The sequence below is a fragment of the Pseudomonas sp. SDO5271_S396 genome, from assembly GCF_054071795.1.
On sequence record NZ_JBSVWB010000017.1, the window covers coordinates 1 to 17,851 of the forward strand.

The window sequence follows — 17,851 nt, forward strand, 5'->3', positions numbered from 1 at the left end:
CGGCGCAACTGCGAAACCGAGACGATGCTATCGCAGGCAAGCCAGCTCCCACATTTGCTTTGTGTATGCTGGACTGATGTATTCCAGATTTGCAGCGGTGACCTGTGATGAAGTCAACTTTGCCCGCCAGACTTCTGCAAACCCTGGCCCCCTGGCGCAACGCCCCAGCCTGGCACATCGCGTTTTCCGGTGGGCTCGACTCCACTGTCCTGCTGCACCTTCTCGCCAACACTGAGCATCCTCCTCTGCGCGCCGTCCATGTCCACCACGGTCTGCAAACTGTCGCCGACGCCTGGCCAGTTCATTGCCAATCGATTTGTGACGCTCTGGGTGTGCCGTTGCGCGTCATGCGCGTGCAAGTGCAACCTGGCGCCAGCCTCGAGCGCGCAGCCCGCGATGCACGTTACAAGGTGTTTTCCGAGGTGATCGGGGCAGGCGACGTCATGCTCACGGGCCAGCACCGTGATGATCAGGCCGAAACCCTGTTGTTCCGCCTGTTACGCGGGGCAGGGGTGAGAGGGTTGGTCGCGATGCCTGTCCATCGCCCATTGGCCGATGGCCACCTGGTGCGACCGTTGCTGGATGTCTCGCGTGCCGAGCTGGAAGCTTACGCCAGGGAGCATCGGCTCACGTGGATCGAAGACCCCTCCAACGCGGATCCACGGTTTTCCCGCAATTACCTGCGCCACCGCGTGCTCCCCGTCGTGACGGCGCGTTGGCCCCAGGCTGTCTTGAATCTGGCGCGCACCGCCGAGCACCTGAGTGAAGCCCAGGACCTGCTCGACGAACTGGCCGGCATGGACTTGCAAGCCGCTACTCGGCCTTCGCCTTTTCCCTGGCTGGACTTGCCCTCATTGGCGATCGCGCCCTTGCGTGAATTATCCGACGCCCGCCAGCGTAATGCCCTTCGTCATTGGTTGGCCCCGTTGACGCGTCTGCCCGACAGCGACCACTGGGCCGGCTGGCTTTCCCTGCGTGACGCGAAGGGCGACGCGCAACCGTTATGGCGCCTGGCCGATGGCGAGCTGCATCGTTGCGGTGCGCGCCTCTGGTGGACGCCTTCCGGTTGGTCGGAATTTTCCGATGCGCCGGCAAGCTGGCCCGATCCGCAAACGCCTCTCGCGTTGCCGGGCAACGGCCAATTGAGCTTTGTCGGCAATGCACCCGAAGGTCCGCTATCGATCCGTTATCGCCAGGGTGGTGAAATCATGGAAGTGCCGGGTCGGGGACGGCGTGACCTGAAGCGTCTGCTTAACGAAAGCGGGCTTCCGGGCTTCGTCCGTGGCAGATTGCCGCTGTTGTATCAGGGTGAGCGGCTGCTGGCGGTGCCCAGCCTGGCGGGGTTGTGGAATACGCGGGCGGGCGACTGGGAATTGCATTGGACGCCACAGACCTGCGATCAAGGTTTGAGCTGATAAAGCCTTTCCGGTAGACTACGCTCCCTTCTTGATACAACTTCTGTGGATTCGCCTGAATCGCAGCAGTTGCCGATTACCAAGCAGTCTTTGCTGGGCGATTCCAAAAAATGTGTAGCGATCAACGTACCGGTGTTCCATTGCTGGTCTGTCACAACGCGGCGGTTTTTTTGAAAGGTGCACTGTGATTAATGCAGGTGATCGGGGGCTTCGGCCTCTCTTCGCTTTCCCCGGCGGCTCGGACCGCTTTAACGCAGACTTCTAGGGTTTTTCATGACGCGCTACATATTCGTCACGGGCGGTGTTGTTTCTTCATTGGGGAAAGGCATTGCCTCCGCTTCATTGGCGGCCATCCTGGAGGCGCGGGGGCTTAAAGTCACCATGCTCAAGCTGGACCCGTACATCAACGTCGACCCGGGCACCATGAGCCCGTTCCAGCACGGTGAAGTGTTCGTCACCCACGACGGCGCCGAGACCGACCTGGACCTGGGCCACTACGAGCGGTTCATCCGCACGACCATGACCCAGAACAACAACTTCACCACCGGCCGCGTGTACGAACACGTGCTGCGCAAAGAGCGCCGTGGTGACTACCTGGGTGCCACCATCCAGGTGATCCCGCATATCACCGACGAAATAAAGCGCCGCATCATCAAGGGTGCCGGCGATGCCGACGTGGCGATGGTCGAAATCGGCGGTACCGTGGGTGACATCGAATCCCAACCGTTCCTCGAAGCCATCCGTCAGTTGCGCTTCGAAGTCGGCGCCAAGCGCGCGATGCTGATGCACCTGACCCTGGTGCCATACATCGCCACCGCCGGCGAAACCAAAACCAAGCCAACCCAGCACTCGGTCAAGGAGTTGCGTTCCATCGGTCTGCAGCCGGACGTGCTGGTATGCCGTTCCGATCACCCGATCGACGTATCGTCGCGCCGCAAGATCGCGCAATTCACCAACGTTGAAGAACGTGCGGTGATCGCGCTGGAAGACGCCGACACCATCTACAAGATCCCGGGCATCCTGCACTCGCAAGGCCTGGACGATTTTGTGGTCGAGCGTTTCGGCCTGCAATGCGGCGGTGCGGACCTGTCCGAGTGGGACGCCGTGGTCGACGCCAAGCTCAACCCGGAGCACGAAGTCACCATCGCCATGGTCGGCAAGTACATGGAACTGCTGGACGCGTACAAGTCGCTGATCGAAGCGATGAGCCACGCGGGCATCAGCAACCGCACCAAGGTCAACCTGCGCTACATCGATTCCGAAGACATCGAGAACCAGGGTACCGCGCTGCTCGAAGACGTGGATGCGATCCTCGTGCCAGGCGGTTTCGGCCTGCGTGGCGTGGAAGGCAAGATCACCGCTGTTCAATATGCACGTGAGAACAAGGTGCCTTACCTGGGGATCTGCCTGGGCATGCAAGTGGCCGTCATCGAGTTCGCCCGTAACGTGGTGGGCTGGAAAGACGCCAACTCCACCGAGTTCGATCAGTCCAGCGGTCACCCGGTCGTGGGCCTGATCACCGAATGGCAAGACGCCACCGGCGCCGTCGAAACCCGTACCGAAACCTCCGATCTGGGCGGCACCATGCGCCTGGGCGCACAGGACTGCCTGCTGGAGCCGGGCTCGCTGGTTCACGGTTGCTACGGCAAGGACGTGATCGTCGAGCGTCACCGTCACCGCTACGAGGTGAACAACAACCTGCTGCCGCAAATCAAGGACGCCGGCCTGAAAATTTCCGGTCGTTCCGGTGATGGCGCACTGGTTGAAGTGGTTGAAGCACCGGATCATCCATGGTTCGTGGCGTGCCAGTTCCACCCTGAGTTCACCTCGACTCCGCGTGACGGTCACCCGTTGTTCAGCGGCTTCGTGAAAGCTGCACTGACGCAACATCAGAAGAAGGCGTAACCCTGATGGCCCAGAAGATCATTCGCGTAGGCGACATCGAGATTGCCAACGACAAGCCCATGGTGCTGTTCGGCGGCATGAACGTGCTGGAAAGCCGTGACATGGCGATGCAGGTCTGTGAAGAGTACGTGCGCGTGACCCAGAAGCTGGGCATTCCGTACGTGTTCAAGGCCAGTTTCGACAAGGCCAACCGCTCGTCCGTAACCTCCTATCGCGGCCCGGGCCTTGAAGAAGGCATGCGGATCTTCCAGGACATCAAGCAAGCCTTCGGCGTGCCGATCATCACCGACGTCCACGAGCCCGAGCAGGCCGCCGTGGTGGCCGAGGTGTGCGACATCATCCAGCTGCCGGCCTTCCTGTCGCGCCAGACCGACCTCGTGGTCGCCATGGCCAAGACCGGTGCGGTGATCAATATCAAGAAAGCCCAGTTCCTCGCGCCCCAGGAAATGAAACATATCCTGAATAAATGCGTGGAAGCGGGTAACGACCAGTTGATCCTCTGCGAGCGCGGTTCGAGCTTCGGCTACAACAACCTCGTGGTGGACATGCTCGGTTTCGGCATCATGAAGCAGTTCGAATACCCGGTGTTCTTCGACGTGACCCACTCGCTGCAAATGCCGGGTGGCCGCTCGGACTCCGCCGGCGGGCGTCGCGCCCAGGTGACCGATCTGGCCAAGGCGGGCATCAGCCAGTCCCTGGCCGGCCTGTTCTTGGAAGCTCACCCGGATCCGGACAATGCCAAATGCGACGGTCCATGCGCCCTGCGCCTGGACAAGCTGGAGCCGTTCCTGGCCCAGCTCAAGCAGTTGGACGAACTGGTTAAGAGTTTTCCGACGGTAGAGACCGCGTAAGCGCCATTTCTCCGGTAGACTTTCCCACGCTTTACGCTCAGGCCTGCGGGCCTGAGCCTTGTCGCCTGCAAGCCTGCCCCGTTGTTACACCCTTGCGGTCGCTCAAAAGATTTCCCTCAGCTGCGTCGTTTTCGTCAACTTTGGAGTGTTTACAACAATGGCAAAAATCGTCGACATCAAAGGTCGTGAAGTTCTCGACTCCCGTGGCAACCCCACCGTCGAAGCCGATGTGCTTCTCGATAACGGCATCATCGGCAGCGCCTGCGCGCCGTCCGGTGCTTCCACAGGTTCCCGCGAAGCGCTGGAACTGCGTGATGGCGACAAGAGCCGTTACCTGGGCAAAGGTGTTCTCAAGGCCGTAGCCAACATCAACGGTCCGATCCGCGACCTGCTGGTAGGCAAGGACCCGGTTGACCAGAAAGCCCTCGACCTGGCGATGATCAAACTCGACGGTACCGACAACAAGGGCAGCCTCGGCGCCAACGCTATCCTCGCCGTGTCCCTGGCCGCCGCCAAGGCCGCTGCACAGGACCAGGACCTGCCGCTGTACGCCCACATCGCCAACCTGAACGGTACCCCGGGTGTCTACTCGATGCCGGTGCCGATGATGAACATCATCAACGGTGGCGAGCACGCCGATAACAACGTCGATATCCAGGAGTTCATGGTGCAGCCGGTTGGCGCCAAGACCTTCTCCGACGGCCTGCGCATGGGCACCGAGATTTTCCATCACCTCAAGGCTGTACTGAAGGCCCGTGGCCTGAGCACCGCCGTGGGGGACGAAGGTGGTTTCGCGCCGAACCTGGCGTCCAACGAAGATGCGTTGAAAGTGATCTCCGAAGCGGTGGCCAACGCTGGCTACAAGCTGGGCACCGACGTGACGCTGGCTCTGGACTGCGCCGCCAGCGAATTCTACGAGGACGGTAAATACAACCTGTCCGGCGAAGGCCAGGTGTTCAACTCCGAAGGTTTCGCTGAATACCTGAAGGGCCTGACCCAGCGCTACCCGATCATCTCCATCGAAGACGGCCTGGATGAGTCCGACTGGGATGGCTGGAAGATCCTCACCGACAAGATCGGCGAGAAGATCCAGCTGGTGGGCGACGACCTGTTCGTGACCAACACCAAGATCCTGAAAGAAGGCATCGACAAGAAGATCGCCAACTCGATCCTGATCAAGTTCAACCAGATCGGTACCCTGACCGAAACCCTGGAAGCCATCCAGATGGCCAAGGCTGCGGGCTACACTGCCGTGATCTCGCACCGCTCCGGCGAAACCGAAGACTCGACCATCGCCGACCTGGCCGTGGGCACTTCGGCAGGCCAGATCAAGACCGGTTCCCTGTGCCGTTCCGACCGCGTGTCCAAGTACAACCAATTGCTGCGTATCGAAGAGCAACTGGCTGGCAAAGCCAAGTACAACGGTCGCGGCGAGTTTCGCGGCTGATTTGTAAATGGTAAAAAGGCAGCGGATTGCGTCGGAAAAATCACGACAGTGTGGATTTCGACGCTAATCTGATGGCTATCAAGCACAAGCCTGGTTCTTCCAGGCTTCGTGCTATCAGTTGCTTCAAAAGTGTGGCATGGCTGTCTTTTTTCACTGGATACCCGATATTCGATGCGCAGTCCCAATTGGTTGTTCCTCGTCTTGCTCTTGTTGCTGGCTGGCCTGCAGTACCGCCTATGGGTGGGTAATGGCAGCTTTGCGCAAGTGAAAGAGCTGACTCAGCAAATTGCCGACCAGCACGCCGAGAACGAACGTCTGCTGGAGCGCAACCGGGTCCTCGATGCCGAAGTGCTTGAGCTGAAAAAAGGTACGGAGACCGTTGAAGAACGGGCTCGTCATGAACTGGGTATGGTCAAGGAGGGCGAAACCCTCTACCAGTTGGCCCAATGAGTCACCCTTTACCGGCCTTCTGGGCCGTGATTCCTGCCGCGGGCGTCGGTGCCCGTATGGCCGCGGACCGTCCCAAGCAGTACCTGCAACTGGGCGGACGCACTATTCTCGAACACAGCCTCGGCTGTTTTCTCGACCATCCTTCGCTCAAGGGCCTGGTGGTCAGCCTCGCTTGCGATGATCCCTATTGGCCAACCCTGGCCTGTGCTGCGGACCCGCGTATCCAGCGTGCGGACGGTGGTTCGGAGCGCTCGGGTTCGGTGCTCAATGCCCTGTTGCATCTGAATGCCCTGGGCGCCAGCGATGATGACTGGGTGCTGGTGCACGATGCGGCGCGACCGAACCTGAGTCGCGATGACCTCGATAAATTGCTCATGGAGCTGGCAGACGATCCGGTCGGCGGCTTGCTGGCGGTGCCAGCCCGCGACACCCTCAAGCGTGTCGACAAGCACGGTCGGGTGGTGGAAACCGTTGACCGCAGCCTGATCTGGCAAGCCTACACGCCGCAGATGTTCCGCCTGGGTGCGTTGCACCGTGCGTTGGCCGACAGCCTGGTGGCCGATGCGGTGATCACCGATGAAGCCTCGGCCATGGAATGGTCAGGCCAGGCGCCGCGCCTGATCGAAGGGCGCTCGGACAATATCAAAGTGACCCGGCCGGAAGATCTGGAGTGGCTGCGGTTGCGGTGGGCTAACCGCGGATAGTCAGCTGCACCCGGGCAACTTCATCGCAGGCAAGCCAGCTCCCACATTTGATTGCGTTTCTACAGGACAAACGCAGTCAAATGTGGGAGCCGGGCTTGCCCGCGATGAGGCCTGCACAGCAATCGACAGTTACCGGCTGTACTCCGGCCTTTCTGCCAACCCCACCTTCAAAAAGTCCACCAGCTTCCTGACCTTCGGCGACAAGTGCCGCTGCTGCGGATACAGCGCCCACACCGCCGTATTCGGCGGCTGATGCGCCTCCAGCAACGACACCAGCGCACCACTGTGCAGATGTTCCAGCACGTAATAGTCCGGCAACTGGCACAACCCCACCCCTTGAAGCGCCGCATCCAGCACCGCTTGCCCGCTGTTGCAACGCCAGTTGCCCTGCACCCGCTGGGAAAATTCCCGCCCGTCCTGGGCCAGTTGCCAGATATCCGAACTGCCGATCAGGCAGTTGTGCCGGCTCAATTCCGACAAACTATGGGGGCGACCATACCGTTCCAGGTAGGAAGGCGACGCGCACAGATACATGCGACGTGGGGCCAAACGGCTGGCGACCATGCGCGAGTCTTGCAACCGACCCAGGCGAATCGCCAGGTCGAGGCCTTCGTGCACCAGGTCCAGTTGGCGGTTGGTCAGCTCGATATCCACCCGCAATTGCGGGTAGAGCCCCATGAACCGCGTCACCAGCGGCACGATAAAACGCTCGCCGTAGGCCACAGCGCAGGTCATGCGCAACATGCCCTTGGGCTCGCTGGTGAGGTCGCCGACAGCGCGCAGGGCTTCTTCGCGTCCGTCCTGCAAGCGTTGGCAATGTTGCAGAAACGTCTGACCGGCTTCAGTGAGCGTCACCTTGCGCGTGCTGCGGTACAGCAATCGCGTCTGCAAGCGCTCCTCGAGACGCGCGACCTGCCGGCTGATATGGGAAGACGATACCCCCAACCGTTCAGCCGCCGCCGTGAACTGGCTGCACTCGGCGACGGCAACAAACTCATCGATGCCTTCCCAGCGGTTTTCCAACATGATGATTATCCCTGTACAGCAATAAAGTTTTGCTTTTGCCCGGATTATTCATCAAGCAGCCATGTTTTACACTCGTGGCCTCAATTTTCAACCCATGGAGAAACCCGGATGATCAAGTCTCGCGCTGCCGTAGCCTTCGAAGCCAAGAAGCCCCTTGAGATCGTTGAAGTGGATGTTGCCCTGCCCAAGGCAGGCGAAGTGTTGCTGCGAGTGGTTGCATCCGGCGTATGTCATACCGATGCCTACACTCTGTCGGGCGCGGACCCGGAGGGTATCTTCCCCTCGATTCTGGGCCATGAAGGCGGCGCGGTGGTTGAAGCGATCGGCGAGGGCGTGACGTCGGTGGCCGTGGGCGACCACGTGATCCCGCTGTACACCCCGGAATGCGGCAAGTGCAAATTCTGCCTGTCGGGCAAGACCAACCTGTGCCAGGCCATTCGCTCCACCCAGGGCAAGGGCCTGATGCCGGATGGCACCACGCGTTTCTCCTACAAAGGCCAGCCGATTTTCCACTACATGGGCACCTCGACCTTTTCCGAGTACACCGTGCTGCCGGAAATTTCCGTGGCCAGGATTCCCAAGGAAGCACCACTGGAAAAAGTCTGCCTGCTGGGTTGCGGCGTCACCACCGGCATCGGTGCGGTGATCAACACCGCCAAGGTCAAGCCAGGTGATACCGTAGCCATCTTCGGCCTGGGCGGTATCGGTTTGTCGGCGGTAATTGGTGCAGTGAAGGCCAAGGCCAGTCGCATCATTGCCATCGACATCAACCCGGCCAAGTTCGAAATCGCCAAGCAACTGGGCGCTACCGATTGCATCAACCCGAAAGACCACGACCGCCCGATTCAGGACGTGATCGTCGACCTTACCGACGGCGGCGTGGACTTTTCCTTCGAGTGCATCGGCAACGTGCAACTGATGCGTGCGGCCCTCGAGTGCTGCCACAAAGGCTGGGGTGAATCGGTGATCATCGGTGTGGCCGGTGCTGGCCAGGAAATCGCCACGCGTCCTTTCCAGCTGGTCACCGGGCGCGTCTGGCGTGGTTCGGCCTTCGGTGGTGTGCGCGGCCGCAGCGAATTGCCAAGCTACGTGGAAATGGCCCAGACCGGCGAGATCCCGCTGGACACCTTCATCACCCACACCATGGGCCTGGAAGACATCAACAAGGCGTTTGACCTGATGCATGAAGGCAAGAGCATTCGTACCGTCATCCACTTCTGAGGTCGGCCATGAGTCTGGAAAACCTGTCGTGCCAGAAGAGCTTCGGCGGCTGGCATAAACGCTACAAACATCATTCCGATGTACTCGGTTGCGACATGACCTTCGCCGTCTACCTGCCGCCGCAAGCGGAGCAGGGCGGCAAGTTGCCGGTGCTGTACTGGCTGTCCGGCCTGACCTGCACCGACGAGAACTTCATGCAGAAGGCCGGCGCCCAACGCCTGGCTGCCGAGCTGGGGTTGATCATCGTGGCGCCGGATACCAGTCCTCGTGGGCCGGGCGTACCGGGCGACCCGGACAACGCCTGGGATTTCGGTCTGGGCGCCGGCTTTTATCTGAATGCCACCCAGGAGCCCTGGGCCAAGCACTATCGGATGCATGACTACGTGGTGCAGGAATTGCCTGCACTGGTTGAAGCACATTTCCCGGCATCGGATAAACGCGGTATCAGCGGCCACTCCATGGGCGGTCACGGCGCCCTGGTGTGTGCGTTGCGCAATCCTGGACGTTACCAGTCGGTGTCAGCGTTTTCGCCGATCAACAACCCGATGGATTGCCCCTGGGGCCAGAAAGCCTTCTCCCGCTACCTGGGTGAAGAGCGTTCGAAGTGGCGCGAATGGGACGCCTGCGTGTTGATCAGCGAGGCTTCGGAAAAACTGCCGCTGTTGGTGGACCAGGGCGATCGCGACGATTTCCTCGCGGTGCAGCTCAAGCCCGAGGCCTTGAGCCAGGCGGCAAAAGCGGCCAGTCATCCGTTGGAACTGCGCCTGCAACCGGGTTACGACCACAGCTACTTCTTTATCGCCAGCTTCATCGACGATCATTTGCGTCATCACGCACGTGCTTTGCTCGGTTAATGTGAGGCAAAAGTAGGTAGAATCACGCCCTGAATTAAATCGGGGCGTTTTTTTATGCGTATTGGCCACGGCTACGATGTGCACCGTTTCGCCGAAGGCGATTTCATCACCCTGGGTGGCGTGCGCATTGCACATCACCATGGATTGCTGGCTCATTCCGACGGCGATGTCGTGCTGCACGCCTTGAGCGATGCCTTGCTCGGCGCAGCGGCGCTGGGCGATATCGGCAAGCACTTTCCCGATACCGACCCGACCTTCAAGGGCGCGGACAGTCGGGTGTTGCTGCGCCACGTGGTTGGCCTGATCCATGCCAAGGGCTGGAAAGTCGGTAATGTCGACAACACCATCGTGGCCCAGGCACCCAAAATGGCGCCCCATATCGAATCGATGCGCGCGCTGATTGCCGCCGATCTGCAAATTGAACTGGACCAGGTCAACGTGAAGGCCACCACCACCGAAAAGCTCGGGTTTACCGGTCGTGAAGAAGGCATCGCGGTGCATTCCGTCGCCTTGTTGCTGCGCGCATGAACGACCTGGAATTGTTGGGCCCGAGGGCCTATGGCGAGGCATTGGGCAGCGCGGTGCTGAAGGCGACCGCTGAAGATTTCCAGGTCGACGAAGTGCTGGACATCCCGCTGACCGGCGACGGTGAGCACCTCTGGTTGTGGGTGGAGAAGCGCGGGCTCAATACCGAAGAGGCTGCGCGACGTATCGCCAAGGCGGCGGGCGTGCCGTTGCGCACGGTCAGCTATGCCGGGCTCAAGGATCGCCAGGCGTTGACTCGCCAATGGTTCAGCGTGCAATTGCCGGGCAAGGCTGACCCGGACATGAGCAGTGCAGAAAACGACACGCTCAAGATCCTAAAAATCGTGCGTCACAAGCGCAAGCTGCAACGCGGTGCGCATTCGGCCAACGGCTTCACCTTGCGTCTGACGCAGTTGACCGGTGACAGCGCCGCCCTCGACGCACGATTGCACCTGATTGCACAGCACGGCATCCCCAATTATTTCGGTGCGCAGCGCTTTGGCCATAACGGCGGCAATGTGGTCGACGCTCGCGACTGGGCGGCACGCAAGGCCTTGCCGGAGCAGCGTAATGTGCGTTCGCGGCTGCTGTCTGCCGCGCGCAGTTTCCTGTTCAACAGAGTGCTGGCGGCACGGGTGGCCGATGGTTCCTGGCAGCGCGCCCAGGTCGGCGACCTGCTGGCCTTTACCGATAGTCGCAGTTTCTTTCCGGCGGGGGAGGCTGAATGCAGCGACCCGCGCCTGGCGATTCTCGACCTGCACCCCACCGGACCGCAGTGGGGCGAGGGCGACTCGCCGGCCGGCGGCGCAGCGTTCGAACTGGAGCAGGCGGTTGCCGCCAGTGAAGCCGACCTGCGCGATTGGCTGGTGAAAGCCGGCATGAGCCAGGAACGTCGCATTCTGCGACTGCCCATTGGCGGGTTGACGTGGCATTATCCGTCGCTGGACATTCTGCAATTGGAATTCGTCCTGCCGGCCGGATGCTTCGCCACCGCCTTGGTGCGCGAACTTGTTGATCTGGTCCCGGTGGGGCAGACGGACAACCCATGCGTATTCTGATATCAAACGATGACGGTGCCACTGCACCCGGCCTTGCCGCGCTCCATGCTGCGCTGGCGGATTACGCCGAGTGCGTGGTGGTTGCCCCGGACCAGGACAAGAGCGGCGCCAGCAGTTCGCTGACGCTCGACCGTCCGTTGCACCCGCAGGTTCTGGCCAACGGCTATATCAGCGTTAACGGCACCCCCACCGACTGCGTACACCTGGCGATCAACAGCCTGTTGGAGCAGGAACCGGACCTAGTGGTGTCGGGCATCAACCTCGGCGCCAACCTGGGCGACGACGTGCTGTATTCCGGCACCGTGGCGGCGGCCCTCGAAGGGCGATTCCTCGGGCGTACTTCGTTCGCGTTCTCGCTCGCTTCGCGCCAGCTGGACAACCTGCCCACCGCGGCGTACTTCGCGCGTAAGCTGGTGGAGGCCCATGGGTCGCTGAGCCTGCCGCCACGTACGGTACTGAACGTCAATATTCCCAATTTGCCCCTCGACCACATTCGTGGCATCCAGCTGACGCGCCTGGGCCATCGCGCCCGTGCGGCGGCGCCGTTGAAGGTGGTCGATCCGCGCGGCAAGGAAGGCTACTGGATCGCCGCAGCGGGCGACGCCGAAGATGGCGGGCCGGGCACCGACTTTCACGCGGTGATGCAAGGTTATGTGTCGATTACCCCGTTGCAGCTCGATCGTACTTTCAGTGATGCCTTCAGTGGCCTCGATGGCTGGCTGGAGGGGCTGCGCTGATGGCTCGTGAACAAGACGACCTGTTGCGGCGTGGCATCGGGATGACCTCCCAGCGCACCCGCGAGCGTTTGATCCAGCGTTTGTACGAAGAGGGTTTGTCCAACGCCCAGGTGCTGGAAGTGATCCGGCGTACGCCACGGCACTTGTTTGTCGATGAAGCCCTGGCGCACCGTGCCTACGAAGACACCGCATTGCCCATCGGCCATAACCAGACCATTTCCCAGCCTTATATGGTTGCGCGCATGAGCGAGCTGCTGCTGGCGGCGGGTCCGCTGGACAAGGTGCTGGAGATCGGTACCGGTTCCGGCTACCAGACCGCCGTGCTGTCGCAGCTGGTGGAGCGGGTCTTCTCGGTGGAGCGCATCAAGGTCCTGCAGGACCGCGCCAAGGAACGCCTGGTGGAGCTGAACCTGCGCAACGTGGTGTTCCGTTGGGGCGATGGCTGGGAGGGTTGGCCGGCGTTGGCGCCTTACAACGGCATCATCGTGACTGCCGTGGCCACCGATGTGCCGCAAGCGTTGCTGGACCAACTGGCTCCGGGAGGGCGTCTGGTGATCCCGGTGGGCTCCGGCGAAGTGCAACAATTGATGCTCATTATTCGTGAGGAAGAAGGTTTTTCACGGCATGTCCTGGGGGCCGTGCGTTTCGTGCCGCTGCTCAACGGGCCGCTGGCCTGATCATTTTTTGCCGGCAGTGAATTCCGCCGGCGGGGATGTGTCTTACGGCGGGGTCCGTAAAGTCAACATGACGGACGGCGGTGTTGAACGCGATGCACGAATCGTTTCAGTCATGTGCCGGTAAAACTCCAATGCCCAGTTATACTTGCGTCATATTTCAGGCCTGATACAGGCGTTCATGTTCAGCCACCACAAAGGGAGCGGCGGGTGAGTCTCACAGGTCTTGCGCAGCGTATGAGTAAAACTAGCTTTCAGCGACTGGTGCTTGGCCTTGTCTTGAGTTCCTTATTGGCAGCGTGCTCCAGCTCGCCATCCAGCGGCGCACGGGTCGTCGACCGCAATAGTCCGGCCAGTGCCGTACCGCAGAAACCCACCGTCACCACCGGGCAATATGTGGTGCGCAAGGGCGATACCTTGTTCTCGATCGCCTTCCGTTATGGTTGGGATTACAAGGCACTCGCAGCTCGTAACAATATTCCTGTGCCTTACACGATACAGATCGGTCAGACGATTCGCTTCGATGGGCGCACCGGTTCAACCCCTACGACAGTTGTGACAAACACTGGATCTTCGCCGTCCTCGTCGAGCAAAACCACCATCATCACTCGACCTGCAGGCACCGCCGCGCCTAGCGTTGCGAGCAAGCCGGCACCCGCGCCGCTGCCGCCTCCGGGGCCTGCGCCGACCGGCTGGGGGTGGCCTTCGAACGGTGTTCTGATTGGAAAATTCTCTTCAAACGGTAGTTTGAATAAAGGCATTGATATCGCCGGAGATTTGGGACAGCCTGTTTTAGCTGCGTCTGATGGGACAGTGGTGTACGCCGGGAGTGGTTTGCGGGGCTACGGCGAGCTGGTCATCATCAAACACAGCGATACCTACGTCAGTGCTTACGGCCACAACCGTAGGCTGTTGGTTCGGGAGGGGCAGCAGGTCAAAGTCGGACAGACAATTGCCGAAATGGGGTCAACGGGTACAGACCGGGTGAAACTGCACTTTGAGATTCGCCGTCAAGGGAAGCCTGTAGATCCGCTGCAATTCCTGCCCCGTCGTTGATAGATTGCCAGCCTGTTCCATCACGTAGAAGGAACAGGCTCCAGCGTTGCCAAGGATAAAGGCGTCGCTTGAGCTTGAGGTCGAACTCACCAAAGGACTATAACAATGGCTCTCAGTAAAGAAGCGCCGGAGTTTGACATCGACGATGAGGTTCTCCTGATGGAGACCGGCATTGCTACGGAATCGATGTCGAATGAGGGACCTGATGTACCTTCAGTTCGCACCAAATCCAAGAACTCCACTGCGTTAAAGCAACACAAGTACATTGACTACACACGGGCGCTCGACGCGACTCAGCTGTACCTCAATGAAATCGGCTTTTCCCCTCTGCTGACCCCTGAAGAAGAAGTCCATTTTGCGCGTTTGTCGCAAAAGGGCGATCCGGCTGGGCGCAAGCGCATGATTGAAAGCAACTTGCGGCTGGTGGTGAAAATCGCCCGACGCTATGTCAATCGTGGGCTGTCGTTGCTGGATCTGATCGAGGAAGGCAACCTGGGCCTGATCCGGGCGGTGGAGAAGTTCGATCCCGAGCGGGGTTTCCGCTTCTCAACCTACGCTACCTGGTGGATTCGCCAGACCATCGAACGGGCGATCATGAATCAAACCCGCACGATCCGGTTGCCTATCCATGTGGTCAAGGAGCTCAACGTCTACCTGCGGGCGGCGCGTGAACTCACACAAAAACTCGATCATGAACCTTCGCCTGAAGAGATCGCCAACCTGCTGGAAAAACCGGTAGGGGAGGTCAAGCGCATGCTTGGCCTGAATGAGCGTGTATCTTCGGTTGATGTCTCGCTGGGTCCGGATTCGGATAAAACCCTGCTGGATACCCTGACGGATGATCGTCCTACGGATCCTTGTGAACTGTTGCAGGACGATGATCTTTCCCAAAGTATTGACCAGTGGCTGTCGGAGCTTACCGACAAGCAGCGCGAGGTGGTGATTCGCCGCTTCGGCCTGCGTGGCCACGAGAGCAGTACCCTGGAGGACGTGGGCCTCGAAATCGGCCTGACCCGTGAGCGGGTGCGTCAGATCCAGGTGGAAGGGCTCAAGCGGCTGCGCGAGATCCTGGAGAAGAATGGCTTGTCGAGTGAGTCGTTGTTTCAATAACGATTGATTAGACCGCTATGACAAAACGCCCGGCGCATGGGAATGCATCGGGCGTTTTGCTGCGCACTGATCGTTCCCTCACTCTGCGTGGGAATGTCTATTGTGACGCTCTGCGTCACGGTTTGGGACGCGGAGCGTCCTGGGCTGCATTCCCACGCAGAGCGTGGGAACGATCCTGCTTGCGTCGTTTCGCCGCGCTCACTAACGTAGCGCCTTTACTGACGCTACCCCCGCAGGAGCTTTGCCATGGCCTCGCCAGCCCTCTCACATTTTCTTCCCCGGTTCGGCGTTGCCGCGGCGGTGGCCAGTGCCTTGAGCCTGGCTGGCTGCCAGCTCCAGAGCACCCAGGACACCCTGCCGCCGGTGGCCGGTGTGCAGCCGATCAAAGGCCTGGCACAAAACGTGTCCGTGCGCCGCAATGCCCAGGGCATGCCGTTGATCGAAAGCAATACCTTCCATGACGCACTGTTCAGCCTCGGCTATGTGCACGCCAGTGACCGCATCACCCAGATGGTCACCCTGCGCCTGCTGGCCCAGGGCCGTCTGGCGGAGCTGTCGGGGCCGGAGGTGCTGGACGTCGACCGTTTCATGCGCGCGGTCAACCTGAAGAAAAGCGCCGGCGAGCTGTACAACGCCTCGTCGCCGCGCCTCAAGCGCTTCTTCGAAGTGTATGCCCGGGGCGTCAACGCCTACCTGTTCCGCTACCGCGACAAGCTGCCGCCGGACCTGGCCCAGACCGGCTACAAGCCCGAGTACTGGAAGCCGGAAGATTCGGCCCTGCTGTTCTGCCTGCTGAATTTCAGCGAATCGTCCAACTTGCAGGAAGAGTTGGCCTCCCTGGTACTGGCGCAAAAAGTCGGGGCCGACAAGCTCGCCTGGCTCACCCCCAGCGCGCCGGATGAACCGATTCCCCTTGCCGAAGCCGACAAGCTCAAGGGCGTCAACCTGAGCCAGATCACCGGGCTCGCCGGCCTCGACAGCGTCAGCCAGCAATTGAGCAGCCTCAACGCACTGGCGGTGACCACCTCAAGCAACTGGGCAATTGGCCCGCAACGCAGCCGCAGCGGTAAAAGCCTGCTGGCCAACGACCTGGCCGCCCAGCCGCAAGCGCCTTCGCCGTGGAATTACGTGCAGATTCGTGCGCCGAAATACCAGGCTGTCGGCGCCTCGATTGCCGGCCTGCCGACCCTGTTGTCCGGTTTCAACGGCAAAGTGGCGTGGAGCATGAGCACCGTCAAAGGTGATACCCAGGACCTGTTCCTGGAAAAGGTCAAACGCCAGGGCAGCGCGTTGTACTACGAGAACAATGGAAAATGGCTGCCGGCGCTGGTACGCAACGAAACCTATTTCGCCAAGGGCCAGCGGCCGATTCGTGAGGTGGTGTATGAAACCCGTCACGGCGCCCTGCTCAACAGCAGCCAGGCGCTGACCAGCGGTTTCGGCCTGGCCCTGCAGACCGCCGACTTCAAGGACGACAAGAGCCTGGACGCATTCTTCGACCTGTCCCGTGCGCAAAACGCCGGCAAGGCCTCGGATGCGACCCGGGAAATTCGCGCGATTGCCTTGAACATGATCTTCGCCGACGCCAGCAATATCGGCTGGCAAGTCACCGGGCGTTTCCCCAACCGCCGCGAAGGTGAAGGCCTGCTGCCGTCGCCGGGCTGGGATACGCGCTTTGACTGGGACGGTTACGCCGATGCGATGCTGCACCCCTATGACCAGGACCCGCCGCAAGGCTGGATCGGCACCGCCAACCAGCGCACCGCGCCCCGGGGTTATGGCATGCAGCTGTCCAACTCCTGGGCGGCCCCGGAGCGCAGCGAACGCCTGGCGCAACTGGCCAATGCCGGCAAGCATGACAGCCGCAGCCTGATCGCCATGCAATACGACCAGACGACCACCTTCGCCGCCAAACTCAAGGCAATGTTCCAGGCGCCGGGCATGGCCCAGCCGCTCAAGCAGGCGATTGATGCCCTGGCGCCTGCCGAACAGGCCAAGGCACGGGAAGCCCTCGGCCGCCTGATGGCCTTTGACGGGCGCCTGGTCGCCAGTTCCGCCGATGCGGCGATCTACGAGTTGTTCCTGCAAGAAAGCACCCGGCAGATTTTCCTCGATGAACTGGGCCCGGAAAACAGCGCCAGTTGGAAAGCCTTTGTCAGCAACGCCAACCTGTCCTACTCCGCCAACGCCGACCACCTGCTGGGCCGTGAAGACAGCCCGTTCTGGGACGATGTGCGCACCGCGCAGAAAGAAGACAAACCGACGATCCTCGCCCGCAGCCTGGCCGCCGCGATCACCGCCGGTGACAGCCAACTGGGCGGCGATCACAAGGCCTGGCAGTGGGGCAAATTGCACAGCACCACCTGGAAGAACAGCAATGGCCAGGTGATCCGTGGCCCGCTGGCCAGCGGCGGTGACCACAACACCCTGAACCCGGCGCCGTACAGCTGGGGCCAGGACTTCGCCACCACCCAGGTACCGGCGCTGCGCATGATCGTCGACTTCGGCCTCGCCGAACCGATGATGGGCCAGGGCGGTATCGGCCAATCGGGCAACCCGGCCAGCCCGCACTATGCCAATGGCATCGACCCGTCGCTCAAGGCGCAATACCTGAGCTTCCCGATGCAACCGCAGAACTTTGACGCGGCGTATGGCAAAACCCGGCTGACCCTGACGCCCGGCAAGTAACCCGGTTCCACCTGAAGGAACCGGATAAAAATGTGGGAGCTGGCTTGCCAGCTCCCACATTTGATCGCATGCATTTAGATAGAACTTCTCAAGTCTCGCTCCCCTCATACCTGATAAGCCCATCGCCCCG

Annotated in this window: 16 protein-coding genes; 15 read left to right on the forward strand and 1 reads right to left on the reverse strand. The window is 60.8% G+C overall.

Going from position 1 to position 17,851, the window contains the following annotated elements; all coding sequences use genetic code 11:
- The first annotated feature begins 107 nt into the window (after positions 1-107).
- The 6 genes from tilS (at position 108) to ispD (ending at position 6,772) form a co-directional block, all read left to right on the forward strand.
- Positions 108-1,415: a tRNA lysidine(34) synthetase TilS gene (tilS, locus tag ACW9IN_RS13820; RefSeq protein WP_457366401.1), complete on the forward strand. Its 1,308-nt coding sequence runs from the start codon at positions 108-110 to the stop codon at positions 1,413-1,415.
- A gap of 273 nt (positions 1,416-1,688) precedes the next feature.
- Positions 1,689-3,320: a CTP synthase gene (locus ACW9IN_RS13825; protein WP_457366402.1), complete on the forward strand. Its 1,632-nt coding sequence runs from the start codon at positions 1,689-1,691 to the stop codon at positions 3,318-3,320.
- Between the two features lie 5 nt (positions 3,321-3,325).
- Entirely contained in the window at positions 3,326-4,171 is an 846-nt protein-coding gene (kdsA, locus tag ACW9IN_RS13830) for a 3-deoxy-8-phosphooctulonate synthase (protein ID WP_457366403.1), read from the forward strand.
- 157 nt (positions 4,172-4,328) lie between these two features.
- Positions 4,329-5,618 (forward strand): phosphopyruvate hydratase, encoded by a 1,290-nt coding sequence (gene eno, locus ACW9IN_RS13835; RefSeq protein WP_457366404.1) that lies wholly within the window; start codon positions 4,329-4,331, stop codon positions 5,616-5,618.
- A gap of 171 nt (positions 5,619-5,789) precedes the next feature.
- A complete protein-coding gene (gene ftsB / locus ACW9IN_RS13840; protein ID WP_017137157.1) occupies positions 5,790-6,068 on the forward strand; it encodes a cell division protein FtsB in 279 nt (92 codons plus the stop codon).
- Positions 6,065-6,772, forward strand: a complete 708-nt coding sequence (ispD, locus tag ACW9IN_RS13845; RefSeq protein WP_457366405.1) for a 2-C-methyl-D-erythritol 4-phosphate cytidylyltransferase — start codon at positions 6,065-6,067, stop codon at positions 6,770-6,772. Before ftsB ends, ispD begins: the two co-directional genes overlap by 4 nt.
- A 129-nt stretch (positions 6,773-6,901) precedes the next feature.
- Here ispD and ACW9IN_RS13850 read toward each other — a convergent pair whose 3' ends face one another.
- A complete protein-coding gene (locus tag ACW9IN_RS13850) occupies positions 6,902-7,798 on the reverse strand; it encodes a LysR substrate-binding domain-containing protein (protein ID WP_457366406.1) in 897 nt (298 codons plus the stop codon).
- A gap of 108 nt (positions 7,799-7,906) precedes the next feature.
- Here ACW9IN_RS13850 and ACW9IN_RS13855 point away from each other — a divergent pair, with 108 nt between their 5' ends.
- The 9 genes from ACW9IN_RS13855 to ACW9IN_RS13895 all read left to right on the forward strand — a co-directional run bounded on the left by ACW9IN_RS13855 (position 7,907) and on the right by ACW9IN_RS13895 (position 17,721).
- Positions 7,907-9,019: an S-(hydroxymethyl)glutathione dehydrogenase/class III alcohol dehydrogenase gene (locus ACW9IN_RS13855; protein ID WP_457366407.1), complete on the forward strand. Its 1,113-nt coding sequence runs from the start codon at positions 7,907-7,909 to the stop codon at positions 9,017-9,019.
- 8 nt (positions 9,020-9,027) lie between these two features.
- The gene (gene fghA / locus ACW9IN_RS13860) at positions 9,028-9,873 is read left to right on the forward strand and encodes an S-formylglutathione hydrolase (RefSeq protein WP_457366408.1); all 846 of its coding nucleotides are present in this window, start codon (positions 9,028-9,030) and stop codon (positions 9,871-9,873) included.
- A 54-nt stretch (positions 9,874-9,927) separates the two neighbouring features.
- Positions 9,928-10,401, forward strand: a complete 474-nt coding sequence (gene ispF, locus ACW9IN_RS13865) for a 2-C-methyl-D-erythritol 2,4-cyclodiphosphate synthase (protein WP_012722614.1) — start codon at positions 9,928-9,930, stop codon at positions 10,399-10,401.
- Positions 10,398-11,456 carry a tRNA pseudouridine(13) synthase TruD gene (gene truD, locus ACW9IN_RS13870; protein WP_457366409.1) on the forward strand — a complete coding sequence of 353 codons (1,059 nt, stop codon included), beginning with the start codon at positions 10,398-10,400 and terminating at the stop codon, positions 11,454-11,456. Before ispF ends, truD begins: the two co-directional genes overlap by 4 nt.
- Positions 11,444-12,193 (forward strand): 5'/3'-nucleotidase SurE, encoded by a 750-nt coding sequence (gene surE, locus ACW9IN_RS13875; RefSeq protein WP_457366410.1) that lies wholly within the window; start codon positions 11,444-11,446, stop codon positions 12,191-12,193. Before truD ends, surE begins: the two co-directional genes overlap by 13 nt.
- Positions 12,194-12,234: 41 nt before the next feature.
- Positions 12,235-12,870, forward strand: a complete 636-nt coding sequence (locus ACW9IN_RS13880; RefSeq protein ID WP_010176736.1) for a protein-L-isoaspartate(D-aspartate) O-methyltransferase — start codon at positions 12,235-12,237, stop codon at positions 12,868-12,870.
- Positions 12,871-13,077: 207 nt separating this feature from the next.
- Complete coding sequence (locus ACW9IN_RS13885; protein WP_457366411.1) at positions 13,078-13,923, forward strand: peptidoglycan DD-metalloendopeptidase family protein; 846 nt, start codon at positions 13,078-13,080, stop codon at positions 13,921-13,923.
- Positions 13,924-14,028: 105 nt separating this feature from the next.
- Positions 14,029-15,033 (forward strand): RNA polymerase sigma factor RpoS, encoded by a 1,005-nt coding sequence (gene rpoS, locus ACW9IN_RS13890; protein ID WP_457366412.1) that lies wholly within the window; start codon positions 14,029-14,031, stop codon positions 15,031-15,033.
- A gap of 246 nt (positions 15,034-15,279) precedes the next feature.
- A complete protein-coding gene (locus ACW9IN_RS13895) occupies positions 15,280-17,721 on the forward strand; it encodes a penicillin acylase family protein (RefSeq protein ID WP_457366413.1) in 2,442 nt (813 codons plus the stop codon).
- Positions 17,722-17,851 lie beyond the last annotated feature (130 nt).

Coding starts and splice junctions, on each gene's coding strand:
- fghA (WP_457366408.1), top strand. CDS start 9,028: ATGAGTCTGGAAAACCTGTCGTGCCAGAAGAGCTTCGGCGGCTGGCAT.
- ACW9IN_RS13895 (WP_457366413.1), top strand. CDS start 15,280: ATGGCCTCGCCAGCCCTCTCACATTTTCTTCCCCGGTTCGGCGTTGCC.
- tilS (WP_457366401.1), top strand. CDS start 108: ATGAAGTCAACTTTGCCCGCCAGACTTCTGCAAACCCTGGCCCCCTGG.
- ACW9IN_RS13855 (WP_457366407.1), top strand. CDS start 7,907: ATGATCAAGTCTCGCGCTGCCGTAGCCTTCGAAGCCAAGAAGCCCCTT.
- eno (WP_457366404.1), top strand. CDS start 4,329: ATGGCAAAAATCGTCGACATCAAAGGTCGTGAAGTTCTCGACTCCCGT.
- ACW9IN_RS13850 (WP_457366406.1), bottom strand. CDS start 7,798: ATGTTGGAAAACCGCTGGGAAGGCATCGATGAGTTTGTTGCCGTCGCC.
- surE (WP_457366410.1), top strand. CDS start 11,444: ATGCGTATTCTGATATCAAACGATGACGGTGCCACTGCACCCGGCCTT.
- ftsB (WP_017137157.1), top strand. CDS start 5,790: ATGCGCAGTCCCAATTGGTTGTTCCTCGTCTTGCTCTTGTTGCTGGCT.
- ispD (WP_457366405.1), top strand. CDS start 6,065: ATGAGTCACCCTTTACCGGCCTTCTGGGCCGTGATTCCTGCCGCGGGC.
- ispF (WP_012722614.1), top strand. CDS start 9,928: ATGCGTATTGGCCACGGCTACGATGTGCACCGTTTCGCCGAAGGCGAT.
- ACW9IN_RS13825 (WP_457366402.1), top strand. CDS start 1,689: ATGACGCGCTACATATTCGTCACGGGCGGTGTTGTTTCTTCATTGGGG.
- ACW9IN_RS13880 (WP_010176736.1), top strand. CDS start 12,235: ATGACCTCCCAGCGCACCCGCGAGCGTTTGATCCAGCGTTTGTACGAA.
- kdsA (WP_457366403.1), top strand. CDS start 3,326: ATGGCCCAGAAGATCATTCGCGTAGGCGACATCGAGATTGCCAACGAC.
- rpoS (WP_457366412.1), top strand. CDS start 14,029: ATGGCTCTCAGTAAAGAAGCGCCGGAGTTTGACATCGACGATGAGGTT.
- truD (WP_457366409.1), top strand. CDS start 10,398: ATGAACGACCTGGAATTGTTGGGCCCGAGGGCCTATGGCGAGGCATTG.